The sequence below is a fragment of the Parafrankia sp. BMG5.11 genome, assembly GCF_004337455.1.
The window spans coordinates 142,396-166,425 of the sequence record NZ_SJXI01000007.1 but is presented as its reverse complement, the minus strand read 5'-3'; the positions used below and the strand labels follow the sequence as shown (position 1 = coordinate 166,425).

25 protein-coding genes are annotated in these 24,030 nt (G+C 73.3%); 14 read left to right on the top strand and 11 right to left on the bottom strand.

Features of this window, described 5'->3' with window-relative positions; all coding sequences use genetic code 11:
- Positions 1-5 precede the first annotated feature (5 nt).
- The 3 genes from E0504_RS05785 to E0504_RS05775 all read left to right on the top strand — a co-directional run bounded on the left by E0504_RS05785 (position 6) and on the right by E0504_RS05775 (position 3,743).
- Positions 6-1,442: a TerD family protein gene (locus E0504_RS05785; RefSeq protein ID WP_112108118.1), complete on the top strand. Its 1,437-nt coding sequence runs from the start codon at positions 6-8 to the stop codon at positions 1,440-1,442.
- Between the two features lie 244 nt (positions 1,443-1,686).
- Entirely contained in the window at positions 1,687-3,111 is a 1,425-nt protein-coding gene (locus tag E0504_RS05780) for a magnesium transporter MgtE N-terminal domain-containing protein (RefSeq protein ID WP_112108119.1), read from the top strand.
- On the top strand, positions 3,108-3,743 hold the full coding sequence (locus E0504_RS05775) for a DUF1003 domain-containing protein (protein ID WP_112108120.1): 636 nt from the start codon (positions 3,108-3,110) through the stop codon (positions 3,741-3,743). Before E0504_RS05780 ends, E0504_RS05775 begins: the two co-directional genes overlap by 4 nt.
- Here the strand turns inward: E0504_RS05775 and E0504_RS05770 are convergent.
- Positions 3,740-4,099: a chorismate mutase gene (locus tag E0504_RS05770; protein ID WP_071059336.1), complete on the bottom strand. Its 360-nt coding sequence runs from the start codon at positions 4,097-4,099 to the stop codon at positions 3,740-3,742. The two genes, E0504_RS05775 and E0504_RS05770, sit on opposite strands and share 4 nt — an antisense overlap.
- A gap of 327 nt (positions 4,100-4,426) precedes the next feature.
- Here E0504_RS05770 and E0504_RS05765 point away from each other — a divergent pair, with 327 nt between their 5' ends.
- A complete protein-coding gene (locus E0504_RS05765) occupies positions 4,427-5,257 on the top strand; it encodes a PD-(D/E)XK nuclease family protein (protein ID WP_020458549.1) in 831 nt (276 codons plus the stop codon).
- A gap of 174 nt (positions 5,258-5,431) precedes the next feature.
- Entirely contained in the window at positions 5,432-5,662 is a 231-nt protein-coding gene (locus E0504_RS05760; RefSeq protein ID WP_071059337.1) for a DUF397 domain-containing protein, read from the top strand.
- A 150-nt stretch (positions 5,663-5,812) separates the two neighbouring features.
- Here the strand turns inward: E0504_RS05760 and E0504_RS05755 are convergent, their stop codons facing one another.
- Together E0504_RS05755 and E0504_RS05750 are read right to left on the bottom strand one after the other, a co-directional pair.
- Positions 5,813-6,034: a DUF397 domain-containing protein gene (locus tag E0504_RS05755; protein WP_020458551.1), complete on the bottom strand. Its 222-nt coding sequence runs from the start codon at positions 6,032-6,034 to the stop codon at positions 5,813-5,815.
- The gene (locus E0504_RS05750) at positions 6,031-6,906 is read right to left on the bottom strand and encodes a helix-turn-helix transcriptional regulator (RefSeq protein ID WP_071059338.1); all 876 of its coding nucleotides are present in this window, start codon (positions 6,904-6,906) and stop codon (positions 6,031-6,033) included. The genes E0504_RS05755 and E0504_RS05750 overlap by 4 nt, the downstream gene beginning before the upstream one ends.
- A 360-nt stretch (positions 6,907-7,266) precedes the next feature.
- Between E0504_RS05750 and E0504_RS51195 the strand changes: the two genes are divergently transcribed.
- Together E0504_RS51195 and E0504_RS05740 are read left to right on the top strand one after the other, a co-directional pair.
- Positions 7,267-8,100: a hypothetical protein gene (locus E0504_RS51195; protein ID WP_207912182.1), complete on the top strand. Its 834-nt coding sequence runs from the start codon at positions 7,267-7,269 to the stop codon at positions 8,098-8,100.
- Between the two features lie 100 nt (positions 8,101-8,200).
- Complete coding sequence (locus tag E0504_RS05740) at positions 8,201-9,382, top strand: aminotransferase class I/II-fold pyridoxal phosphate-dependent enzyme (protein ID WP_165938410.1); 1,182 nt, start codon at positions 8,201-8,203, stop codon at positions 9,380-9,382.
- Between the two features lie 54 nt (positions 9,383-9,436).
- Here the strand turns inward: E0504_RS05740 and E0504_RS05735 are convergent, their stop codons facing one another.
- Entirely contained in the window at positions 9,437-10,168 is a 732-nt protein-coding gene (locus E0504_RS05735) for a hypothetical protein (RefSeq protein ID WP_112108609.1), read from the bottom strand.
- A gap of 126 nt (positions 10,169-10,294) precedes the next feature.
- Between E0504_RS05735 and E0504_RS05730 the strand changes: the two genes are divergently transcribed.
- The gene (locus E0504_RS05730; RefSeq protein ID WP_112108630.1) at positions 10,295-10,726 is read left to right on the top strand and encodes an antibiotic biosynthesis monooxygenase; all 432 of its coding nucleotides are present in this window, start codon (positions 10,295-10,297) and stop codon (positions 10,724-10,726) included.
- Between the two features lie 76 nt (positions 10,727-10,802).
- Here E0504_RS05730 and E0504_RS05725 read toward each other — a convergent pair whose 3' ends face one another.
- Entirely contained in the window at positions 10,803-11,900 is a 1,098-nt protein-coding gene (locus E0504_RS05725; RefSeq protein ID WP_112108610.1) for a hemolysin family protein, read from the bottom strand.
- On the bottom strand, positions 11,897-13,339 hold the full coding sequence (locus tag E0504_RS05720) for a hemolysin family protein (protein WP_131622273.1): 1,443 nt from the start codon (positions 13,337-13,339) through the stop codon (positions 11,897-11,899). Before E0504_RS05720 ends, E0504_RS05725 begins: the two co-directional genes overlap by 4 nt.
- A gap of 297 nt (positions 13,340-13,636) precedes the next feature.
- On the opposite strand from E0504_RS05720, the gene E0504_RS05715 reads away from it, so the two are divergent.
- Positions 13,637-14,464 (top strand): ParA family protein, encoded by an 828-nt coding sequence (locus E0504_RS05715; protein ID WP_235014767.1) that lies wholly within the window; start codon positions 13,637-13,639, stop codon positions 14,462-14,464.
- Complete coding sequence (locus tag E0504_RS50235; protein WP_165938407.1) at positions 14,461-14,877, top strand: hypothetical protein; 417 nt, start codon at positions 14,461-14,463, stop codon at positions 14,875-14,877. Before E0504_RS05715 ends, E0504_RS50235 begins: the two co-directional genes overlap by 4 nt.
- Positions 14,878-14,929: 52 nt before the next feature.
- Here E0504_RS50235 and E0504_RS05705 read toward each other — a convergent pair whose 3' ends face one another.
- Positions 14,930-16,600: a DEAD/DEAH box helicase gene (locus E0504_RS05705; RefSeq protein WP_131622271.1), complete on the bottom strand. Its 1,671-nt coding sequence runs from the start codon at positions 16,598-16,600 to the stop codon at positions 14,930-14,932.
- Between the two features lie 560 nt (positions 16,601-17,160).
- Here E0504_RS05705 and E0504_RS05700 point away from each other — a divergent pair.
- Positions 17,161-17,937: a ferritin-like fold-containing protein gene (locus E0504_RS05700; protein WP_083390620.1), complete on the top strand. Its 777-nt coding sequence runs from the start codon at positions 17,161-17,163 to the stop codon at positions 17,935-17,937.
- Between the two features lie 148 nt (positions 17,938-18,085).
- On the opposite strand, the gene E0504_RS05695 is transcribed toward E0504_RS05700, so the two are convergent.
- The 3 genes from E0504_RS05695 to E0504_RS05685 all read right to left on the bottom strand — a co-directional run bounded on the left by E0504_RS05695 (position 18,086) and on the right by E0504_RS05685 (position 19,481).
- Positions 18,086-18,313: a DUF3107 domain-containing protein gene (locus E0504_RS05695; protein ID WP_020458563.1), complete on the bottom strand. Its 228-nt coding sequence runs from the start codon at positions 18,311-18,313 to the stop codon at positions 18,086-18,088.
- A 157-nt stretch (positions 18,314-18,470) separates the two neighbouring features.
- The gene (locus tag E0504_RS05690) at positions 18,471-19,118 is read right to left on the bottom strand and encodes a TetR/AcrR family transcriptional regulator (protein ID WP_071059345.1); all 648 of its coding nucleotides are present in this window, start codon (positions 19,116-19,118) and stop codon (positions 18,471-18,473) included.
- Between the two features lie 162 nt (positions 19,119-19,280).
- On the bottom strand, positions 19,281-19,481 hold the full coding sequence (locus E0504_RS05685) for a hypothetical protein (protein WP_071059346.1): 201 nt from the start codon (positions 19,479-19,481) through the stop codon (positions 19,281-19,283).
- A 188-nt stretch (positions 19,482-19,669) separates the two neighbouring features.
- Here E0504_RS05685 and E0504_RS05680 point away from each other — a divergent pair, with 188 nt between their 5' ends.
- From E0504_RS05680 to E0504_RS05670, 3 genes are all read left to right on the top strand, one after another.
- Positions 19,670-20,626 (top strand): Ku protein, encoded by a 957-nt coding sequence (locus tag E0504_RS05680; RefSeq protein WP_112108633.1) that lies wholly within the window; start codon positions 19,670-19,672, stop codon positions 20,624-20,626.
- A gap of 202 nt (positions 20,627-20,828) precedes the next feature.
- A complete protein-coding gene (gene moeZ, locus E0504_RS05675) occupies positions 20,829-22,001 on the top strand; it encodes an adenylyltransferase/sulfurtransferase MoeZ (RefSeq protein WP_071059347.1) in 1,173 nt (390 codons plus the stop codon).
- A gap of 399 nt (positions 22,002-22,400) precedes the next feature.
- The gene (locus E0504_RS05670) at positions 22,401-22,817 is read left to right on the top strand and encodes an MGMT family protein (protein WP_071059348.1); all 417 of its coding nucleotides are present in this window, start codon (positions 22,401-22,403) and stop codon (positions 22,815-22,817) included.
- A 165-nt stretch (positions 22,818-22,982) separates the two neighbouring features.
- Here E0504_RS05670 and E0504_RS05665 read toward each other — a convergent pair whose 3' ends face one another.
- Positions 22,983-23,948: an SDR family NAD(P)-dependent oxidoreductase gene (locus E0504_RS05665; protein WP_112108612.1), complete on the bottom strand. Its 966-nt coding sequence runs from the start codon at positions 23,946-23,948 to the stop codon at positions 22,983-22,985.
- Positions 23,949-24,030 lie beyond the last annotated feature (82 nt).

Below are 24,030 nucleotides of genomic sequence, written 5' to 3'. Positions count from 1 at the left end.
CCCACATGGCACAGGTGCTAAGCAAGGGCGCGAACGCCCCGCTTCCGACGACGGATGTGCGGGTCGAGGTGTCTTCGTCCACCCCGCTCGACATCGCCGCGTTGCTGGTCACCCCGTCCGGCAAGGTGCGGGGGGACGCCGACTTCGTCTTCTTCAACCAGCCGGCCGGTCCGGGGGTGCGCCTCGCGCCGCCGTCGGCGCTGGAGTTCACGCTCACCGCGGTGCCGCCCGACATCGACAAGGTCGTGGTCACGGGCAGCCTGGACGGCGCCGGCCCGCCGACCTTCGCCGGCGTGCGCGGCCTGGCCGTGGTCGTGCGGGACGCGCGCGGCCAGGAGGTCGTCCGGTTCGACCCGGCCGGGATGAGCAGCGAGACGGCCCTCGTGCTGGTCGAGCTGTACCGCCGTGCCGGGAGCTGGAAGGTGCGTGCCGTCGGCCAGGGCTACGCCTCCGGCCTGGCCGGGATCGCCACCGACTTCGGGATCACCGTCGACGACCCGGGCTCCGGGAACACCGCGGCGGCACCAGCGTCCGCGGGCCCCGGAGCCGGAACGGGGGCCCCGCCACCGTCGCAGTACGACGCCCCGACGCAGGTCGTCTCGCCCCCGCCCGGCCAGCAGTGGGGTCCGCCGCCGCCGAACCCGCAGCAGTGGGGCCCGCCGCCGGGCCAGCAGTGGGGTCCCCCGCCCGGTCAGCAGTGGGGTCCCCCGCCTGGCGCGCCGCCGCAGGCTCCGCCGCCGCCGAACCCGCAGCAGTGGGGCCCGCCGCCGGGCCAGCAGTGGGGCCCGCCGCCCGGTCAGCAGTGGGGTCCGCCGCCCGCCGGCCCGCCCGGCCCGGGTGCTCCCGCCGGCGCGGTGCCCGGCCGGGTGAACCTGGACAAGGGCCGGGTCTCGCTGCGCAAGGGCCAGAGCGTGTCCCTGGTCAAGACCGGCGCCCCGCCGCTGGTCCGGGTCCGGATGGGTCTCGGCTGGGATCCCGCGCAGCAGGGCCGCTCCATCGACCTCGACGCGTCCTGCATCCTGTTCGACGACCGCGGGAAGGACGTCGACAAGGTCTGGTTCATGTCGAAGAAGGGGGCGCGTGGCGCCGTCCGCCACTCGGGGGACAACCTCACCGGCCAGGGCGGGGGCGATGACGAGACCATCTTCGTCGATCTCGGCGCGCTGCCGCAGAACGTCGTCAGTCTGATCTTCACGGTGAACAGCTTCCAGGGGCAGTCCTTCACCGACATCCGCAATGCCTTCTGCCGGCTCGTCGACGACCAGACCAACCAGGAGCTGGTGCGGTTCGACCTGTCCGAGTCGAAGCCGGCGACGGGACTGGTGATGTGCCGTCTCCAGCGGGAGCCGGGGGCGCCAACCTGGGTGATGACCGCGATCGGCGAGTTCCACGACGGGCGCACCGTGCGCGCGATGGTCGGGCCGTCCCGCCAGTACCTCTGAACCGGTACTGCCGCCGGGCCCGGCGGCAGTACCGGCGAAGTGCCGGTGTGGTGCCAGGCCCGGTAGCGGCACGGTGTGATGCCGGTGTGGCGCCGCTGACTGTCCTCGCTGGTTGCGGCCGGCCGGCGCGCGGGTAGCCTCCGCCCGTGACCCCTCCGGCCCTTCCTGCTCCGCTGACCCTCCGCGCTGCCTCCGTCCCGGTTCCGCCGACCACCACCCGGGCCGTCCCGGCCGAGGCCGCCCGATGACCGCCCGGCCGGGGCCGGCCCGGGTGTACTGCCGTCGCCTCGCGGGGCTGCTGGTGCTCGACCCGAACGGCGACCAGGTCGGCCGGGTCCACGATGTGATCGTCACGCTGCGCCTGGGGCACGAGCCGCCGCGCGTGCTCGGGCTGGCCGTCGAGGTGCAGCGCCGGCCGATCTTCGTGCCGATCTCCCGGGTGACGGGCGTCGAGTCCGGGGCGGTGGTGCTGTCGTCCGCCCGGCTGAGCTGGCGCCGCTTCGCGCAGCGGCCGAACGAGACGCGCGTGCTCGCAGAGCTGCTCGACCGCCGGGTCACGCTCCTGCAGCCCCACGCCGACTCGACCGCCCGCGGCCAGGGTGCCGCGGGCGGCGGGGGAGCCCCGGTCGATTCCGGCGCCGCGAGCCCGCCCGGCCGTGAGGTGACCGTCGTCGACGCGGCGATCGAGCCCACCCGCACCGGCGACTGGGTCCTCGACCAGGTGGCGGTGCGGGTCGGCCGGGGCCGGCGTGGCGAGGTCCGCACCGTCGGCTGGGACGAGGTGACCGGCTTCTCGCTGCCGGAGGAGGGCCAGGGCGCGGCGAACCTGCTCGCCGCGTTCGAGAAGCTGCGGCCCGCCGACCTCGCCTCGCTGCTGCACGACCTGTCCCGCAAGCGCCGCGCCGAGGTCGCCGCCGCGCTCGACGACGAGCGGCTCGCGGACGTCCTCGAGGAGCTCCCCGAGGACGAGCAGGTCGAGCTGCTCGGTGGCCTCGCCGCCGAGCGCGCCGCGGACGTGCTCGAGGCGATGGGCCCCGACGACGCCGCCGACCTGCTGGGGGAGCTGCCCGCCGACGAGGCCGAGCGGCTGCTGCGCCTGATGGAACCCGAGGAGGCGGCACCCGTGCGCCGCCTGCTCGTCTACGCGGACGACACCGCGGGCGGCATGATGACCAGCGAACCGGTGGTGCTCGCCCCGAACGCGACCGTCGCCGAGGCGTTGGCCCGCGTCCGCGAGCCGGAGCTCTCGCCGGCGCTGGCCGCCCAGGTGTACGTCGTGCGCCCCCCCTACGAGACGCCGACGGGGCGGTACCTGGGCCTCGCGCACTTCCAGCGGCTGCTGCGCGAGCCCCCGAGCACCCTGGTCGGCGGGGTGATCGACGTCGACATCACCCCGCTGCGGCCGGATACCCCTCTGCCCGAGGTGACGCGCCACCTGGCCTCGTACAACCTGGTGGCGGCGCCCGTCCTCGACGACGCGGGACGGCTGGTGGGGGTGGTGACCGTGGACGACGTGCTGGACCACCTGCTGCCGTCCGACTGGCGGGAGAGCCAGCCCAACCCGGACGGCGAGGAGGAGATGCCGCCGGGGGCGATGAGCGCTCCGCCGGCCGGCGACCCGGAGCCGGGCGGGCGCGGTGAGGTGGGTACCGCTCCCGCGGCCACATGAGCGGGCTGCTGCGGCGTCGGGGGGAGCGGCTCGACCAGCCGCGGGCGTCGCGCCGGGCGCACATCCGGCCGAGCTACGAGCCGGACGCGTTCGGCCGCGCCGCCGAGCGGATCGCGCGGTTCCTGGGCACCGCGCGGTTCATCGCCGTGCAGACCATCGTGGTCGTGCTGTGGCTGGTCTACAACTTCGCGGCACCGCCGTCGCTGCGGTTCGACAACTACCCGTTCATCTTCCTGACGCTGGCGCTGTCGATGCAGGCCGCGTACGCCGCGCCGCTGATCCTGCTGGCGCAGAACCGGCAGGACGACCGGGACCGCGCGAACCTCGCGCAGGACCGGGAGGCCTCGGTGCGCATCCAGGACGACACGGAGTACCTGGCCCGCGAGCTGGCCGCGATGCGGATCTCCATCGGTGACCTCGCCACCCGGGACTTCCTCCGGGCCGAGCTGAAGATCCTGCTCGCGGACCTCGACGGCACCCGCGCCGACGGCGGCCGGCGGGACAGGCGGGACCGCCGGCGCCGGCGCGAGGACCTGGGCACCGTGCCGAACGGAGCGGTCGGGCCTGCCGGCGCCAACCACTTGAGCCCGCCAGCCCGACCGCCCGGCGGTGACCCGCCGCCCGGAGGCTAGGGGAGGTTGCCGCGGCAGAGGGTCAACACTGCGACGGCGATCTCGACGCCGCGGGGGCCGAGGCCGTCCGCCCAGCTGGCGATGATCTCGTTCTCCCGTCCGTGCTGGATGCGCGGCCCGCCCTCCTCGGCGCGCAGCGCCTGGACCTGCCGGGACAGCTCCTTGCGGGCCGCCACGAGCGCCCGCAGCTTGGCGTCGATGTCGTCGATCAGCTGACGTCCCTCGTCGATGGAGGCGATCGTCAGCGGCGCGGACGGGTCGGTGCCGGGTTGGGGGATGGCGGCCTGGGCGTCGGCGGGTGCGGCGGCCGAGCTGGAAGCGGCGGAGCCGGAAGCGGCGTCGACGGCGTTCGTCACAGGTGGGCCCTTCGGTCGGGCCCGGCAGCCCGCGCCACTAGGGGCCCGGGTGTTGCCGGGCTGTGGTCTGGCGCGGAGCCGCGTGGGATCAGCGGCCGAGCGGGGACCGAACCCGGCCCCCGTAAAAGGGTCGCGGTGGAAGAAGGCCGACCAGGCCGAGACACGGCCGCGCGACCCCGGCCAGCCGGGCGACCCTCGCCAGCTGAGCCGTGCGCACGTGTGGCCCACCGCACTCCATGTGTCGAGCATGCCACCGCGGGGGCCGCGGAGTCCAGAACGGGCGGATGTGAGGCCAGGCGTGAGCCGGCGCGGTGAGATGATCGCCGAATGGACCAGATGGAGCTGGCCGAGATGCCCCGCCGCTTGTTCTCCTGTACCCCGTCACGTCTGGCGAGTTTCGAGGACTGCCCGCGCCGGTACCGGATGACCTACCTTGACCGGCCGGCGCCGCCGAAGGGGCCGCCGTGGGCGCACACCTCGGTCGGCGTCAGCGTGCACAACGCGCTGCACCGCTGGTGGGACGTCCCCCTGCCGGCGCGCACCCCCGAGCGGGCCGGGACGCTGCTGCGCACCAGCTGGGTCGAGGACGGCTTTCGCGACGGTGCGCAGTCCGCGGCCTGGCGGGAGCGGGCCGCGGGGATGGTCGAGGCCTACACCGCCGGTATCGACCCGGCTGCGGAGCCCCGGGCGGTGGAACGCCAGGTAGCCACCCGGACAGACATGCTGGCCTTCCATGGCCGGGTCGACCGCCTGGACGAGCGCGGCGGTGAGCTCGTTGTGGTCGACTACAAGACCGGGCGGCGGGCGCCGACGGACGATGACGCGCGCGGGTCCTCGGCCCTGGCCCTCTACGCCCTGGCCGCGGGGCGGATGCTGCGCCGGCCGTGCCGGCGGGTCGAGCTGCACCATCTCCCGACCGGAACGGTCGCCGTCGCCGAGCACACCGAGGAGTCGACGGCCCGGCACGTGCGGCGCGCCGAGTCCGTCGCGCGGGACGCGGCCGAGGCGACCGAACGGCTGCGCGCCGGCGCGGACGGGGACACCGCCTTCCCACCCAGCCCCGGGCCGCTGTGCTCCTGGTGTGACTTCCGGCGGCACTGCCCGCAGGGGCGGGCGGTCTCACCTGACCGGGAGCCCTGGGCGGCGTTGGCCGAGTAGGGCAGGCCGGAGGCTGGCAGTTTGCTGCAATCTTGGTGACTCGCCGTAGTCTCTGCGTGCTGGCCCGGGGCTGTGGCTTCTAAGCTTCCGATGGGGGTGGCGCGGCTGGGGCAGGGCTGTCGCCTGCCCTGACGGCCGTGCGTCCCATCCGCTCTGACCAGTTCGGGAGCCGTAATGGTGCCGCGCAAACTAGCCCTCTCCGAGCACGATCTCGCCACCGCCTCGTGGCGCTCCGCCCAGGCCGACGGCGGCGAGGCCAACCGGGTGGAGGTGGCGAGGATCCCCGGCGGCATGGCCATGCGGGACTCCGACCAGCCGGTCGGGCCCGTCCTGCTGTTCACCGACGACGAGTGGGGCGCCTTCACCGCGGGGCTCACCGACGGCGAGTTCGATCTGACGTCCTGACACTGGGCCTGTCTGAACTCAGGGCCTGCCTGACCCAGGGCCTGTCCTTTGAACAGCAGGAGGGACCGGTGCCAACCGGACAGATTGGTGCCGGTCCCTCCGACCGAATCCGGGATCACCGCGCGGCGACCCCGTGGGATGTCCGTGCGGTCAGTTCAGCGTTCCGGTGCGGACAGCGCTGACGAACGACGACCAGGACTGCTCGGAGAACTCCAGTGTTCCGCCGGCGCGGTCCTTGGAGTCGCGTACGTATGCCGAGCCGGTTCCGGGCGCCCATTCGACACAGTTGCCACGCGGCTGGCTGTAGCTGCTGGTCCGCCAATGGAGGGTCTCGACGTCGCCTGCAGCGATGCCGCCCGTGTAAGCCTTCACTCCTGTTTCACCTTCTCGACTATGCGCATGATCATGGCGCCTGCCTCGTCAGGACCGAGAGCGCAGGCCCGCAGTTTCTCGAAGGCGACCTTATAGCGCTGAACCTCGTGCGCCTTTTCCAAGTACATCGCGCCGGCAAGTTCTTCGAGATAGACCACGGGTTGGTCTCGGGCGTCCGGGAACTCGAAGAGGGTGAACGGAAAGCCCTGGGCCTGGTAGCCGCCGGCTTCGAAAGGGATCACCTGGATGGTGACCCGGCCGCGGTCCGCCTCGGCCAGCAGGTGCTCCAACTGGCCGCGCAGCACGTCAGGCCCGCCGACCGGCCGGCGCAGCACCGCCTCGTCGAGGATCACCCGGACCTGCGGCCAGCCGCTCTGGCTCAGCCGCTTCTGGCGCTCCCGCTTGAGTGCGACCGTCCGCTCGGCCTCGGACGGCGAGCCGTCACGGTCGAAGTCCATGGCCAGTGCCCGGGTGTACTCCTCGGTCTGCAGCAGGCCGGGGACGAGTGCCGACTCGTAGGTGAGGATGGCCTGCGCGTCCCCCTCGAGGCCGATCAGGGTCTCCAGCCACTCCGGCACCGCGTCGCCGAAGGACTGCCACCACCCCTGTTCCTTCGACTGGCGCACCAGGTCGAGCAGCGCCTGCCGCCGGGGCGTGTCCTGCAGCTTGTACAGGTCAAGCAGGTCGCGCACATCGCGAAGGCGAGCGGGTGTCCGCCCGGTCTCGACCCGGCTGATCTTCGAGGGCGAGCATTCGAGATGGCGCGCGGCGTCGTCCGCCGACAGGCCGGCCTGTTCCCGAAGTCGGCGGAGCTCGGCGCCGAGCCGCCGACGGCGCACTGTGGGGCTTCCCCCGCTGGTGTGCTCGGACATGGTGCCTCTCTGTCACTGTTTGCGTAGGTGCGGTGCGCGTCGTCGCCGCGCGCGGTTACCGTTCGCGGTCACTGTCCGCGTTGTGACCGCCTGTTCACCGAACCGTTCGGCCGGCGGCGTGCGCGCGGGGCAGGATGCCTGCTTTCGCGGCCGGACCACTACGTGGCGCTTGTATTCACTAAAATAGTTCGCTAAATATGACTTTTCGCGTGGCAATGTAGCCTGAGCGTCATGATCTCAGCATAAGCGGACGGAGGGCGGGAACAATGGATGCACAATCATCGTGAATGCATGTGCGGCGCTCGCGTCCCTGTCTGACACTAAGTGTCCGGTATCTTGCTTTGGGTGTCGGGCTCGCCGATGATCGTGGCGGGTGGCGAACCATCGGACGGGGTGATCGTGATGGTGGGTGATCCGAGCTCGCGCGCCGCGAGCCCGAACGGTCCGGCTCCGGCCGGAGCCGCGTTCGCGGGCGGCCACGGCGGCCCTGCCCGGGAGGAGATCCACGCTGGTGGGACCGCGGGAGGCGCTCACGCCGGCGTCGGTGGCACCGCCGCGGAGGCCAGTCGCTTCCAGGTCTTCGACGGCGACGGCCGGTTTGTCGGCGTCTTCGCGAGCTGGGAGGCCGCGCACGCCTGGAGTCACTGGCGCGCCGCCGAGCCGGTGACCAGGCTGCCCGTCCGCATCGAGGACCATCTCGACCGGCGCACCTGGACGGTGGAGCCGGGTCTGTGCCAACTCACCGTGTGGCGGCGGCACTCCGAGTTCCGCGTGTGCCCGCCGCCCGGCGCCCCCGCGCCCGACCCGGCGCGCCCGGGGGCGGCCGGGGCCGGCCCGCACTCCGGCCCCGGCGGTTCCCCGCCCGGTCCGGCTTTCTCGTCCGGTCCGGCTTTCTTGTCCGGCTCGGCTTTCTCGTCCGGTCCGGCCGCGTCGCTCGGCTCGGCTGTCATGCCCGGCACAGCCATCGCGCTCGACCCGGCAATCCTGTCCGACCCGGCGTTCCCGCTCGGCGCGGCCTTCTTCCCCGCGGCGGCCGCGGCCATGGCCGCGGCAGGGGCGGGAAGGGGGGTGGGGACCGGGGCGACGTCCCTTGTGTCGCCGTCTGTGCCGCCGCCCGTCGGCCAGGCCAGCTGGCCGGCGCAGGCGGCTGCGGCCTCAGCGCTGCGTGGCGTGGCCGAGGGCGCTGCGCGCTGAGGCCGCGCGCCATCATGTGTCCGTGGCCGAGGAGACGACAGACCAGCCGCCGCGGGTGGGCCGCGAGCGGGACGTGACCGCCGGGGCGTCCGGCCCGGCGATGCGGATCTCGGGGAGGGCGCAGACCTTCACCGAGTCCGTGATCCGGGACATGACCAGGCTCGCGCTGCGGCACGGGGCGGTGAACCTGGCGCAGGGCTTCCCGGACTTCGCCTGCCCGACCGAGCTGAAGGAAGCCGCGAAGGCGGCCATCGACGCCGACGTCAACCAGTACGCGATCACCTGGGGAGCGGCCGACTTCCGGGCCGCGATCGCCGCGAAGATCGGCCGCACCTATCCCGGCTGGACCGTCGACCCGGACACCGAGATCTGCGTGACCTGCGGCTCCACCGAGGCGATGATCGCCGCGATGCTGGCGCTGGTCGACCCCGGCGAGGAGGTCGTGTTCTTCGAGCCGTTCTACGAGAACTACGGCCCCGACTCGATCCTGTCCGGCGCGGTCCCCCGCCTGGTGCGCCTGCACGGCCCGGACTGGTCCATCGACCCGGCGGAGCTGCGCGCGGCCTGCTCGGACCGGACCCGCGCGATCGTCGTCAACACCCCGCACAACCCGACCGGCAAGGTGTTCAGCGCCGACGAGCTCGCCCTCATCGCGGAGCTCTGCCAGCGGCACGACATCCTGGTGTTCACCGACGAGATCTACGAACACATCCACTACCTGGGGCCGGGCGGGCACATCCCGCCGGCGACCGTCCCGGGCCTGGAGGACCGCACGGTCACCGTGAACGCGCTGTCGAAGACGTACGCGGTCACCGGCTGGAGGGTCGGGTGGACCGTCGCCCCCGCTTCCTACACCGAGGCGATCCGCAAGGTGCACGACTTCCTCACCGTCGGCGCCGCCGCGCCGCTGCAGGCCGCCGGCGTCGCCGCGATGGGACTGCCGCCCGAGTACTACGCCGGGCTCGCGCAGGAGTACCGGGTGCGCCGTGACCTCCTGTGCGGCGCGCTGGAGAACACCGGGTTCGCCCTCCGTCCACCGGACGGCGCCTACTACGTGATGTGCGACACCACCGACCTGGATCCGGCCGGCGACGACGTCGCCTTCGCGCGGCGGCTGGTGAGCGAGCTCGGGGTCGCAGCCGTCCCGGGATCGTCCTTCTACGCCGATCCGGCCGACGGTCGGCACATCGTCCGGTTCGGTTTCCCGAAGCGGCTGGAGACGCTGCGGGCGGCGACGGACCGCCTGCGACTGCTCGAGCGCACCCGGGCGGCCCACCCGTAACACGGATCAAGCCCGTGCCACTCCGACCCCTCGCAGGTGTGGCACTGGTCCGCGTTAGTCCCGGTGGGCTGGCACCGGCAGCGGGTAGCCGGCGGACGCGGCGCGGGCGTGTCCCCGGCGCACCTCCCGGGTGAGCGCGCGCAGGTACAGACGGCGGCGCAACTGTCCGGCGTGGTCCGCCGGCGGTCCGCCGGCGGACCGTCCCGACGCGCTCACCATCGCCGGGCGGGAGGGCAGCAGGTAGCGCCCGCGCAGGTACTCACCGATCCAGCGGCCCTGCGCGGCGGCCAGCTCAGGTTCGGCCGAGACCCGGTACAGCCCCTCCACCTCCTGGTGGAACACCCCGGCGAAGAAGTACTCCTCACTCCAGGACCGCGGGGCGCTCACCTGGCCCGGCTCGCCTTCATCGCCTGCCGGCGGGACGGCCGGCGGCGGAGCGCCGACGAACACGACCGCGTCCTGGCGGGCGAGCCCCAGGCCGACACCAGCCAGGCCAACACCGGCTGGGTCGGGAATGTCCAGTGCGAACGGGCGACCGCCGTCCGGGCCGGTGCGTAGCACCAGTGGGCCGGGGACGATGGTGAGGCGGTCGGCCATGCCGAACTCGCCGAGCGTGCGGGCGGCCTCCCGGGCCGGCGGGGAGGACGGGTCACCCGCGATCACGCCGATGCCGTCCAGTCCGCCGTCCACCAGGGCGATGAGTGCGGCTGTGCCGGCACCGGGGGGCGGTGCGCCGGGACCGGAACCGGCGTCGATGACCACAGCCAGCCGGGGAAGTCGGGACACGCTCGCCGACTGTAGTACCCGTCCGGGTGGGGGATGGTGCCGAGGCCCCGGCCCCGGCCACGGCCATGCGCCACACGTGGGGATCGACCGTGTCACGGCGCGGCACGGCGCACTACCGTGACGGTCATGAGCGTCGTGAAGATCAATGTCCTCACGGTCCCCCCGGCGATGCGGGAGACCCTGGAGTCGCGGTTCGCCGGGCGGGCCGGGATGGTCGAGAAGGCGGACGGGTTCGAGTGGTTCGAGCTCCTGCGCCCGTTCGAGGGAACCGACACCTACCTCGTCTACACCCGGTGGCGCAGCGAGGAGGACTTCCAGAAGTGGCAGTCCTCGATGGCGTTCAGTGAGGGCCACCGGGCGGCCGGGGTGGAGGCGTCGTCCGGCCAGGGCCACCCCGGCGGCCAGCCCGGCGGTTCGGGTGCCGCTCCCGCCGGCCATGGTGCTCCCACCGGCCACGGCGCCCCGGGTGGGCACGGTGCTCCGGGTGGGCCGGCCGCGTCCGGCGCCACGCTCTGGTCGTTCGAGGTCATCCAGACCGCCGCGCCGGCTGCCGGCTGACCGCTCGTCCCGCCGCTCGGTCCCGTGGGGGCGCGGCCGCGCCCCCGGCGCTCCGCGTTCCCGCGGGACCGGCCGTTCATGGTCGGGGGTCGGCCGTCTCGCGATGGCTCGCGTCCTCCACCTCGCCGACGAACTCCTCGACGACGTCCTCCATGGCGACGACGCCCAGGGTGGTGCCGGTTGCGTCCACCGCCCGGCCCAGGTGGCTGTTGGTGCGCTGCATGAGGCGGAGCGCCTCGTCCAGGTGCAGGTCGACCCCGATCTCGGCCATCCGGCGCAGCCGGCGGTGCGGCAGCGGCTCGTCGCGCTCCTGCTCGGGAACACCGAGGACGTCCTTGGCGTGCAGGAAGCCGGCCAGCTCCGCCACGGGCCCCACGCCACGGCCTGGCTCGCCACCGGCGTCCTGGCCCGGGGCGCGGACGGGGAACCGGGAGTAGCCCGTTTCGGCCACGGCCTCCTCCAGCTGGGCGGCGGTGACCGTCCACGGCACGGTGACGATCTCCGGCAGCGGGATCATCACTGAGCGGACGGTCCGTCCGGACAGTTCGAGCGCGTGCGTGAGCAGCTCGTGCTCACCGGCGGGCAGCAGGCCCTCCTGTCGGGACTGCCCGATCAGCGCCCCCAGTTCCTCCGGGGTGTAGGCGGAGGCCAGCTCGTCCGACGGGGTGACCCGCAGCAGCCGCAGCACCGCGTTCGCGAAGTGGTTCAGGAAGGCGATGAACGGCCGGGTGAACCGGGCGAACGCGAACAGCGGCGGGCCCAGCCAGAGCGCCGCGCGCTCCGGGCCGGCGATCGAGAGGTTCTTCGGGACCATCTCGCCCAGCACCATGTGCAGCGACACCACGATGCACAGCGCGATCACGAAGGCGATGGCGTGCTGGGCGCCGACGGGGACGTTCGCCGCCTCGAGCCCGGCCTCGAGGAGGTGGGCGACCGCCGGCTCGGCGACCGCGCCCAGGGCCAGCGAGCACACGGTGATGCCGAGCTGGGTGGCGGCGAGCATGGGGGAGAGGTGCTCCATGTGCGACAGGACGGCCGCCGCCCGCTTGTCGCCGTCCTCCACCATCGGCTCGACCCGGTCGCGGCGGGCCGAGATCAGCGCGAACTCGGCGCCGACGAAGAACGCATTCCCGGCGAGCAGCAGCACGCCGGCGAGAACAGCCAGCAGGTTCATCGGTCGCCCGCCCGCTCGGACGTGCCAGCGTGCCCGGACCTGCCCGCGTGCTCGGACGTCCCAGCATGCTCGGACGTACCAGCATGCCCGGGTGCGTCCGCCCGGGCGGGTGTCCCGTCCGTGGCTTCCGTGGGGCTGAGGCGTACCCGGTCGATCCGGTGGCCGTCGACCGAGGCCACAACGAGCTCATGGCCCTCGACCTGGACGACGTCACACGGCCTTCCCAGCCGGCCGAGGCGGGCCAGGACGAGCCCGCCGATGGTCTCGTAGGGGCCGGCGGGCAGGCGGGCTCCGGTCGCCTCGCTTACCTCGTCGAGGCGGAGCAGCCCGGACAACATCCACTGGCCGGCGCCGAGGGCCACCACGTCGGGTGGTGCCGGGCGGTCGTGCTCGTCGTCGACATCGCCGACGAGCTCCTCGACGAGGTCCTCCATCGTCACGATGCCGTCCGTGCCGCCGTACTCGTCGATGACGACGGCGAGCTGGAGGCCGCCGCGCCGCAGCCGGCGCAGCAGGACCTCGCAGTGCAGCGACGCGGGCACCAGCAGCGGCTCGACCATGATCTCCGGCACCGTCCGCCGCGCCCGCTCCGGCGCCGGGACTCCGAACGCGTCCTTGACGTGGACGACGCCGACCACGCCGTACCCGTCCTCGCCGATCTCGTCGTCCTCGCGCAGGACGGGGAAGCGCGAGTGCCCGGTGTGCTCGGCGAGGCGCAGCAGTTCCGCCAGCGAGGTGCCCGCCCCGGCGAAGACCGTCCGCACCCGCGGGGTCATCACGTCGGACGCCCGCCGGTCGCCGAAGCGCAGCGACCTGCTCAGCAGGGCCGCGGTGGTGACGGGCAGGGTGCCGTGCTCGGCCGAGGACGCCACGATCGAGCTCAGCTCGTCCGACGACCGGCCGCTGCGCAGCTCGTCCTGGGGCTCCACACCCATCGCCCGCAGCAGGGCGTTCGCCGAACCGTTCAGGACGGTGATCAGCGGCCGGAACACCCGCGAGAACATGACCTGCGCCGGCGCGACCGCCCGGGCGACCCGCACCGGCTCGGAGATCGCCCAGTTCTTCGGGACGAGCTCACCGAAGACCATCTGCGTCACGGTGGCCACTACCAGCCCCAGCACGATCGCGGTGACCTCGCGCGGCGACGGAGGGATGTGGGCGACGTCCAGTAGCGGTTCGAGCAGCGTGGCGACGGCGGGCTCGGCGATGTAGCCCACGACCAGCGAGGTCACCGTGATGCCGAGCTGCGCGCCCGAGAGCTGGAACGACAGCGAGCGCACCGCCCGCAGGACGATTCCGGCGCGGCGGTCGCCCGTGTTCGCCGCCTCCTCGACCTGGTGCGGCTCGACGGCGACGAGCGCGAATTCGGCGGCGACGAAGAGCGCGTTACCGGCGATCAGCAGGACGGCCACGAGCAGGTAACCGGCGGCCTCGAGCATTCAGGTGACTCCTTCTGGTCGGCGCGGCCGCACTGGTGCCCGGCGTATCCGGTCCATGGTCCGGCTGGTCGGGCGGCCGCGCGCGGTACAACGCGGGTCCGCCTCGCCCCGGGTACGCCCTGCCCGCGCGACACGCCCAGAACACGGCCCGGGCACCGCCGGCTGGCGGACATGTCGGCTTCGGTGGGCGAAAATGCCGCCCGCTTGCGGGGGTTCGCCCCGGGGGTCACCGCCGGCGCGCGACTCGGTCACGCAGGGTGTTGTGATCAGCCGGGCAAAGTAGGCACACTGCTCGGTGTGGCCCGGGTTCTCGCTGTCGCCAACCAGAAGGGTGGCGTCGCCAAGACGACCTCGGTGGCCAGCCTCGGCGCCGCGCTGTGCGAGCTCGGCCGCCGCGTCCTGCTCGTCGACCTGGACCCGCAGGCCTGCCTGACGTTCTCCCTCGGGCTCGACCCGGACTCCCTCGAGCTGTCCGTCCACGACGTGCTGCTCGGACGGCTGCCCGCGGGCATCGTGATCCGGTCCACCCCTGACGGCAGCGACCTGCTGCCCGCCACCATCGAACTCGCCGGCTGCGAGGCCATCCTGCTCTCGCGCACCGGGCGCGAGCACGCGCTGCGGCTGGCCCTCGTCGAGATCGCCGCCGGGTACGACTTCGTGCTCGTCGACTGCCCGCCCTCGCTCGGCGTGCTGACCATCAACGGCCTGACCGCGGCGGACGAGGTCGTCATCCCGATGCAGTGCGAGACGCTCTCGCACCGCGGGGTCGGCCAGCTCCTCGACACCGTCGCGGACGTTCAGCGGCTGACGAACCCGCGGCTGCGGGTTCGCGGGGTCCTGCCCACGCTGTTCGACGGGCGCACGGCGCACAGCCGGGCCGTGGTCGTGGACGTCGCCTCCCGCTACGAGGTGAAGATCCTCGAGCCGCCGGTGGTGCGGTCGGTGCGGTTCGCCGAGGCGCCGGGCCTGGGGCGGTCGATTCTCACCACCGCCGGCCGTTCCAAGGGAGCGGAGGCGTACCGCACGCACGCCCGGGCGATCGCGGGCGTGCCGGTACCTCTCGCCGCTCCCGCCGCTTCTGCTGCCGTCGGGCCGGACGCCGCCGTCTCGGGCGCGGCGGTGTGAGCGCGGGCGCGTCTGCGGGCTTCGACCGGCTCCGCCACCGTGGGACGGCGAAAAGCGGCCTGCGCAGCGCCTCCGGACTGGCCGGGCCGGAGCCGGCGGGTGGCCGGCCGTCCGGGCCGGCGCCGGTCGGCGGCCCCGGCTCCTCCGGCCGGCCGACGACGGCGATCGGCCGGGACGCGCACGGCAAGCGGGCCCTTTACAGCGGGGTGCGCCCGCCCGGCCCGCGCGGCACGAGCCTCGCGGTCACCTGCTCCCGCTGCGGCCGGACGAGCACGATCGGCCTGCGGCGGGCGCTGTGGGTGCTGATGCCGAGTGTGCATCTCCCGCTGCCGCTAGGACACCCGTCGCTGCTGCGCTGCCCCGCCTGCGGGCGGCCGAGCTGGGTGCGGCTCACGCTGCGGTCCCACCCGTGACCAGCGCGCGGCACGCCGAAGCATGCCGCGCGGGCCCTGGCGGGCTGGCGGGTCAGGCCGACTCGGCCCGGGGAGTGTGGTCGGCGCCGGGACCGGCCGCGTCGTCGTCCATCGACTCCACGTCGGTGTCGCGCACGGTGCCCGTGCCGCGCCCCCGGCCGCCGCGCCTACGCCGCCGGCGTCGGGCGGGCTCGGCTGTCGGGTCGGTGGCGGTGTCCTCGTCGGACTCGCTCAGGACGGCGTCGCCGCGGGCCGTGTCGCCACTGATGGCGCGGACCGGCGCGACGGGTACGTCCACGGTGCCGGTGAGGCCGTCGTCGAGGCCGGCCTGGCCGTCGAGCGCCGGGCCGTCGGCCTGCGAGTCGTCGGCGACGGTGAGGCCGGTGGCAGCCGCGGCCGCCCCGGCACCCCGGGTGCGCTGCCGGACCCGGGCGCGGGCCGGGCGGGTGGGACGCTCGTCCTCCCGCTCGCGGGTGCGGCGGCGGGTGCCGCGGCCCTTCTCACCGAGGTCCTCGATCTCCTCGGCGGCCAGGCCGGCCCGGGTCCGCGCCGAGTGCGGCAGCGTGCCCTTCACCCCGGCCGGGATGGCCAGCAGTTCGAACAGGTGCTCCGAGGTGGAGTAGGTCTCCAGCGGCTCCTCGAACGGGAGCGCCAGCGCCCGGTTGACCAGCGTCCACCGGGGCAGGTCGTCCCAGTCGACGAAGGTGACCGCGACACCGCTGCCGCCGGCCCGGCCGGTACGGCCGATTCGGTGCAGGTAGGCGTGCTCGTCCTCGGGGCACTGATAGTTCACGACGTGGGTGACGCCGCCGACGTCGATGCCGCGCGCGGCGACATCGGTGGCGACGAGGACGTCCACCTTGCCGGCGCGGAACGCGCGCAGCGCCTGCTCACGCTGGCCCTGGCCGAGGTCGCCGTGCACCGGCGCCGCGGCGAAGCCACGGCGGGCCAGGTCCTCGGCGACCTTGTCGGCGGTGCGCCGGGTGCGGACGAACACCATCGCCAGCCCGCGGCTCTCCGCCTGCAGGACGCGCGCGAGCACCTCCATCTTGTCCAGCGCGTGCGCACGGAAGACGTGCTGCTGCGTGTTCGGGACGGTGCGGCCCTCGTCGGGCTGCTCCGCGCGGACGTGCACCGGACGGGTCATGAACCTGCGGGCGAGCGAGATGACGGGCCCGGGCATCGTCGCGGAGAACAGCATCGTGTGCCGCTGCTCCGGCAGGAACGCGAGGATGCGCTCGACGTCGGGCAGGAAGCCGAGGTCGAGCATCTCGTCTGCCTCGTCGAGCACGAGGGCGCGCACGCCCGCGAGGTCGAGCGCCTTCTGACGGGCGAGGTCGAGCAGGCGCCCGGGCGTGCCGACGACGATGTCGACGCCGGCGCGCAGCGCGCTGAGCTGGGGTTCGTAGGCGCGGCCGCCGTACACCGACAGCACGCGCAGCCCGCGGCCGAGGCCGGCGCGGGCGATGTCCGCGGTGACCTGCACGCACAGCTCACGGGTGGGGACGACGACGAGCGCCTGCGGGCGGCCGTCCGCGCCCTCGTCCGGCGCCGTGACGACCTGGACGATGGGGATGCCGAAGGCGAGGGTCTTGCCGGTACCCGTCCGCGCCTGCCCGATGATGTCGGTGCGCTCGAGGGCGAGGGGGAGGGTGAGCTCCTGGATGGCGAACGGCCGGATGATGCCGACCTCCGCCAGGGCGGCGACTGTCTCGGCCCGCACGCCGATCTCGGCGAAGGTGGGGGCCAGACGCGGGGTGTCGGCCAGACTCGGGGTCTCGGCCGGGCTCGCGGTGTCAGAGCCGTCGCTGATGGGTTCGTTGTCGGGCGTTTGTGTGCTTGTGACGGACAGCGGGACGCTCCTGGTCTGCTCTGAGCGGTGTCCTACGCTGAACCCGCTCGCGATGTGCCGCGCGGCGCCTGCGGCCCGGTGTCGGGGCGGCGCCAGTCGATCAGCGGCCTGATGGCTGGGTGGTGTGATGACCACCGGCTAGCCCCAGGATAACCCGTGTCTCGCCCCGAGCGGGTGTGATATTGCAACGTTCTCGCCCACAGCCTCCGCGAACGCTGACGTCCAAGGGGTTCGTCGAGGGGCTCACAGGTGCCGGCGCCGCCCGGCGCGGGCACCGGGCGGCGCCGTCGCGCGGGCCGGACTCCGGGCCGCCGCCGGAGCCGCTACCAGGGCGCTCGACGCTGTTGGGGTGCGGTTGCCGAGCCGTGGCACCAAGCGCCGGGCCGGGCTCGCGCCGCGGTGCGCGGGCCGCGGGGTGCCAGAATCGCGCTGTGGCGCAGACCTCGCAGACCCGGACCGGAACCCTTCCCGCTGATGTGAACGGGGCGATCGATGCGACCGATGTGACCGACGCAACTGAGGCGACCGGCGCGCCGGTCGCCGCGGACCCCGCGCTCGCCGTGCCCGGCACCGCCGACCCGGCGCTCGTCGACCTGCTCGGCCTGCTCGCGTACGGCGAGCTGACCGCCTTCGAGCGGATGGCGACGGACGCCCGTATGTCCCCCACGCTCGCGGACAAGATCGCGCTCGGCCGGATGGCCGCGGCCGAGTTCGCGCACTTCGAGGCCATCGAGCGCGAGCTGACCCGGCTCGGGGTCGACCTGGAGCAGGCCATGGGGCCGTTCGTGCCGGCGCTGACCGCGTTCCACAACCTGACCGCGCCGTCGGACTGGCTGGAGAGCCTGGTCAAGGCGTACGTGGGAGACAACATCGCGGCGGACTTCTACCGGGAGATCGCCGGCCGGCTCGCTCCGCAGGCGCGTGCCCTGGTGCTCAGCGTGCTCGCCGACACCGGCCACGCGGCGTTCGCCGTCGAGCGGGTGCGGGCCGCCATCGCGACCAACCCGGTGGTGGCGGGCCGGCTCGCGCTGTGGGCGCGCCGGCTGGTGGGGGAGGCGCTGACACAGGCCCAGCGGGTCGCGGTGGACCGGGACGCGCTGACCGGCCTGCTCGCCGGCGTCGGGGACCTGCAGGAGATCGCCGGCATCTTCAACCGCATCATGGCCGCGCACGGCCGGCGGATGTCGGCGCTCGGCCTCTCCGCCTAGGGGAGACCTGACCAACGCGGGAGCGGGGACCTGACCGGGCTGCCGGGATGGGGCCGCCCGGATGCGGACGCCGGCCGTCGAGGTGAGGTGTGACGGTGAGGGCACATCTCGCCTCGAGGGGCCGACGCCGCGCCGGTCTGCTGGTCTGTCAGGCGGTGCCGAAGCCGACCCGACGCGATTCGGACTCCGCGATCTCGACGTAGGCGAGCGCGTCGACGGGCACGACGACCCGACGCCCCTTCTCGTCCACGAGGGTGAGAAGTCCGGTCTTGCCGTCGACCGCCTCGCTGATCAGCGCGGCGACCGTGTCCGGTGACTGGGTGCTCTCCAGTACCAGCTCACGACCGACGTGCTTGATCCCGATCTTGACCTCCACTCGATAACCTCCGCGTGGTCGAGTTTCCAGGGGCACTTCTCCGCGACGGCCACCGCCGCCGACGGACGATCAGCGCCCACACTATGGCCTGCGGGCCGTCGTTCGGGTGCTGTGGAGCGCTGTTCGCTGCCGGCACACGTCCGCGCCGGCGGCCGGGTCAGGGCGCCTCGGTGGCGGGCTGCTGTGGGTAACCGGCGATGCCACGCCAGGCGAGCTCGACCAGCGACTCCACGGCACGTTCCTTCGACACCCGCCCCTCGCGCAGCAGCCACCAGCGCGCGCCCGACTCGGCCAGCCCGACCAGCCCCATCGCCAGCAGGTCGGCCTCCTCCTGGGGGAGCCCGGTGTCCGCGACGATGGTGGCGGCGATCGCGCGCACGCACTGCGCCGAGGTGTTCTCCACCCGCTGCCGGACGGCCGGCTCGCTGCGCAGGTCGGACTCCAGGACGAGCTGGTGCGCGCCGCTGGGGTCTGCGACGAAGTCGAAGTAGGCCCGGATCGAGCGTTCGATCCGGATGTGGTTGTCCGTGGTCGAGGCGAGCGCCGCGCGCACGGCCGAGACCAGCTTCTCGGAGTGCTCGTCGAGCAGCGCGAGATAGAGGTCGAGCTTGCCGGGGAAGTGCTGGTAGAGCACCGGCTTGCTCACCCCGGCCCGCTCGGCGATCTCGTCCATCGCGGCCGCGTGGTAGCCCTGGGCGACGAACACCTCGCGGGCGGCCCCAAGCAGCTGGAAGCGGCGCGCTGTGCGGGGGAGCCGAGGAGTTCGGCCCGGCCGCGACTGTGGCGCCGCGGGCTCGGCTGTCACCGGCGTACCTCCCCGTCGGTCACCGGCATCGTCGATCAGACGCTAGGTCGATCAGACGCTAGGTCGATCAGGCGCGAGCCGTCGGTGCGCGGCCGCGCAGACATGTGGCCAACAGTACCCGCGATGGTCGGCCGCCCCCCGGATGCCGGCTCCGACCGGGGCCTACCTGTATTCCTCCTCGTCGTCCTGGTCGACCACGATGCTCTGCTCGACCGCGTCGAACTCGTCGACCTCGCGGGCCTGGGTGCCCTGAGCGCCCTCGACGAGCCCCGCCTGCGTCGTCCCCGACGGGCGAAGCTCCCGGGACTGCTCGGCGGCGTCGGCGTCCGGGACGTCCAGCGGGGGGTCGGTCGGTGACCTCATCGGGTGTCTCCCTCGGCGTTGGTCGGTCTCTCGGGCTGGTCGGCGTCTTCCGGTGGTGCGTGTCACCGATACCCCCACCGACCGCGTCGATTCCCGTCGACGGGGCCGCAGGCGACGTTTCGTCCGCGTGGCTTCCCAGTGGGCTTCTGGTGGGTCACTATTGGGTTGAGTCGACGTGAGGGGTGAACATGCGTTCGATTTGGAAGGGTGTGATCTCTTTCGGTCTGGTGTCGATCCCGATCCGGCTCTACCCCGCGGCCCAGGAGCGTGACGTCTCGTTCCACCAGGTCAGGCGTTCGGACGGCGCTCGGGTCAGGTACCGGCGGGTCGCCGCGACCGACGGCGAGGAGGTCGCCTACGCCGACATCGCGAAAGGCTACGAGCTCCCCGACGGGGAGATGGTCGTCCTCACCGACGACGACTTCACGAACCTGCCGCTGACGACGTCCCGCTCGATCAACGTGCTGGGGTTCGTCCCCCTCGAGCAGGTCGATCCGATCTACTTCGCGAAGAGCTACTACCTCGAGCCGGACCGCACCGGCCTCAAGCCGTACGTCCTGCTGCGCGACGCGCTCGCCGGCTCGGGGCGGGTCGCACTGGTCAAGATCGCGCTGCGCCAGCGCGAGCAGCTCGCGACGCTGCGGGTCCGCGACGACGTCTTCGTCCTGGAAACAATGCTGTGGCCGGACGAGGTCCGCGAGCCCGAGTTCGACGTCCTCGACGAGCAGGTGGACGTCCGGCCGCAGGAGCTGGCGATGGCGAGCTCACTGATCGACACCCTCGCCGCCGACTTCGACCCCACGAAGTTCCGCGACGGGTACCGCGAGGCGCTCCAGGCCGTGATCGACGCCAAGATCGCCGGCCGGGACGTCGTCGCACCTCCCTCCGAGCAGCCCGGCGTCGACGCGGCCGGTGACCTGATGGCGGCGCTGCGAGCAAGCATCGAGGCGGCCCGGACCGGCCGTGACGGCCAGAGCTCCGGCTCCGCGCGGGCGGCCCCGGCCGAGGCTGGCTCCGCCCGGGCCGGGGCTGGCTCCGCCCGGGCCGGGGCCCGGAAGGGCCAGCCGAGCCGGAGCCGGAAGGAGAAGGCGGACACGGCGGCCGACGAGGTCGTCAGCTCCCGGCCCACCCGCCGCTCGGCCTGACCCCCGCGCGGGTGCCGGACGTCCCGGGCGGGGTGGGGAACACCCGGGCCCGGGGACGCGCTGCACCATGTGGAGCGCCCGTTGCGGCGGCCCGTCCGGAGATCGGTGGGCTGTCGGCGGTCGCGCGAACCGCCGATCACGGCTGCCGGACCGGGCGGCTGTGGCATCGTCGGGTGGTACGACAGAGAAGGCGAGGAGCAACGTGTCACTACCGCCCCTGGTCTCCCCCGCCGAGGGGCTGACCGTCGACGAGGTCCGCCGGTACTCGCGGCACCTGATCATTCCCGACGTCGCGATGGACGGGCAGAAGCGCCTGAAGAACGCGAGGGTCCTCGCCGTCGGTGCGGGTGGCCTGGGCTCGCCGACCCTGATGTACCTGGCCGCGGCCGGGGTGGGGACGCTGGGCATCGTCGAGTTCGACGTGGTGGACGAGTCGAACCTGCAGCGCCAGATCATCCACGGGCAGTCCGACGTCGGCCGGAGCAAGGCCGAGTCCGCCCGCGACTCTGTCCGGGAGATCAACCCGCTGGTCAACGTGGTGATCCACGAGACCCGGCTGGACACCTCCAACGTGATGGAGATCTTCGCCCAGTACGACCTGATCGTCGACGGCACCGACAACTTCGCGACCCGCTACCTGGTCAACGACGCCTGCGTGCTGCTCGGCAAGCCCTACGTGTGGGGTTCCATCTACCGGTTCGACGGTCAGGCGAGCGTCTTCTGGGCCGAGCACGGCCCGTGCTACCGGTGCCTCTACCCCGAGCCGCCTCCGCCGGGCATGGTCCCCTCGTGCGCCGAGGGCGGTGTCCTCGGTGTGCTCTGCGCCTCCATCGGGTCGATCCAGACCACGGAGGCCATCAAGGTGCTGACCGGGGTGGGCGACCCGCTCGTCGGCCGGCTGATGGTCTACGACGCCCTGGAGATGTCCTACCGGACGATCAAGGTGCGCAAGGACCCGGAGTGCCCGCTGTGCGGGAAGAACCCGTCGATCACCGAGCTCATCGACTACGAGGCGTTCTGCGGCGTGGTCTCCGAGGAGGCCCAGCTCGCGGCGGCCGGCTCCACGATCACCGCCGCCGAGCTGAGGACCATGCTGGACGGCGGCGAGCCGATCGAGCTGATCGACGTCCGTGAGCCCGCGGAGTGGGAGATCGTGCGGATCCCCGGCGCGCGCCTCATCCCGAAGGGGGAGCTGCCGGCGCACCTGGCCGAGCTGCCCCAGGACCGGCGGGTCGTCGTCTACTGCAAGAGCGGGGTGCGCTCAGCCGAGGCCCTCGCGACCCTCAAGGGCGCCGGCTTCGCCACCGCCGTCCACGTCCAGGGCGGCGTGACCGCCTGGGCCACCCAGGTGGACAAGACCCTCCCCGTCTACTGATCCGTCTCCCCAACCGTCAGCCCCCGCGTCTCCTGGGTGGGCGTGCGCCCGGAAGATCTGTGGCGGGTGAGTGCGTCGGCACAGCCGCACTCACCCGCCACGGTCGTGCCGGAGGCCTTGCGGACCATCGTGTCCTCGCCCTTTGATTCCGTCCTCGCCGTTTCGGGGGTCGATCTCGGCGGATTCCGCTCCCGAAGGGCGAGAAGGATGCCAAAGGGCGAGCAGGCAACCCCGCCGGATGGGGTGTTTGTCCGCTAGATGGCGATCTGGTGGTGCGGGTGGGAATCCGTGGTTCCGGGCTGAGAGGAATCTGGGCTGTGCGAGACCAGCCTCGGGGAGGCTGGCCGAGCACGGGGAAGGGCGAGCCCCGGAGAAAACGCGTTGGGGAGGTCGGTGGGCATGGCGCGGGCGACGGATGGGCCCGGCGGGCCTCGGCGGGGGCGGTCTCCCGACACCGTTTCGGCGGGTGTCGCGACGCGGATCCACATCGGGGGAAGGCCGAGCCCCCACGCGATGGCCGTCCTTGAGGCCGTCACCCGGATACCGGCCGGCAAGGTCATGACCTACGGTGACGTCGCCGAGTTCGTCGGCGCCGGCACCGGGCGCACCGTGGGCGCGGTGCTTTCACGGCACGGTCACGAGGACGACGTCCCGTGGCACCGGGTGATTCGCGCGTCCGGGGAGCCGAACCCCGCCGCGCCCGCCGAGGCACTGCGACGCCTGCGCGCGGACAGCACCCCGTTGCGGCCCGGCGGTGATCGGGTCGATCTCGCGGCAGCCCGCTGGGACGGCGTCACCCGCCCTGACCGGCCCTGATTCCGTGCCGGCCCTGATTCTGCGCCAGCCTGATCCTCGGCTGGCGCCGATCTCCACCAGCTGCTGGGCCTCCACCTGCGCTGATCCCCGGTCGACGCCGGGGTTCAGCCGGCGTTGGGGCCCGGGCCGGTACCGACTCCGGTCGGCTGGGGCCCGCCTGTGCGATCAGCGGGCGGTGAACCCTCCGTCAGCTGAGTAGACGCTGCCGGTCACCAGGGACGCGCGGTCGGAGAGCAGGAAGTGGACGACCTCGGCGACCTCGGCGGCGGTCCCCAGCCGGTTCATCGGCTGGAAGAAGCGCGCCCCGCGGTGTGAGCTGACCATCGTGGTGTCGATGAACCCGGGTGCCACCGCGTTGACCCGGATTCCGCGCGTCGCGTTGTCCAGCGCGGCCACCCTGGTGAGTCCGATCACGCCGTGCTTGGCGGCGACGTAGGCCGGTGTGCCCTGTAGGCCGACCGTGCCCAGCACGGAGGCCATGTTGACGATCGAGCCGCCGCCGGCCGCGAGCATCGCCGGGATCTCGGCGCGCATGCTGTAGAAGACGCCGGAGAGGTTGACCGCGAGAACCCGGTCCCAGTCGGCGAGGGAGATGTCCTCCAGCGGGGCCCGGTCGGTGGCGATGCCCGCGTTGTTGACCGCGAGGTCGAGCCGTCCACCGGCCTCGATCGCCGTGGCGACGGCCTGGGCGACCGACTCCGGGTCGGCGACGTCGACCGCCACCGCCAGTGCGGTGCCGCCGGCCGCCTCGATCTCGCCGGCGACCTCCTTGGCCGCGACGGTGTCCCGGTCGGCCAGGACGACGAAGGCGCCGGCCGCGGCCAGCCGGCGGGCACAGGCGGCGCCGATTCCCGAGCCGGATCCGGTCACGAAGGCGACCCGGCCGGCGTACTCGCCGCCGCCCGCGACGGCGTCGCCGGCCGTCCTGGCGAACGGGCCGGTCACCGTCGCGACGCTACCGTCATCGCCGGGGCCGTCCGCCGTGCCGGCTCGTGGGCGTGGTGCCGTGACCGCCCGCGCCGGGGCCGAGGCGTCGGCCTGTGGCCGTCGTGCCCGTCGTCCGGTGGATGCCCCCTGGGCCTCCGGCGCGGTCCGCGTGGAATGACCGGCCGGGACGTCGTCGTCCGTCATGCTCGGTGAAACTGCCACGTTCCGACGTCGACTCGCAGCTGTTTCGACACTTTTGGTGGTATTCGTACTCATCTTTGTGCTG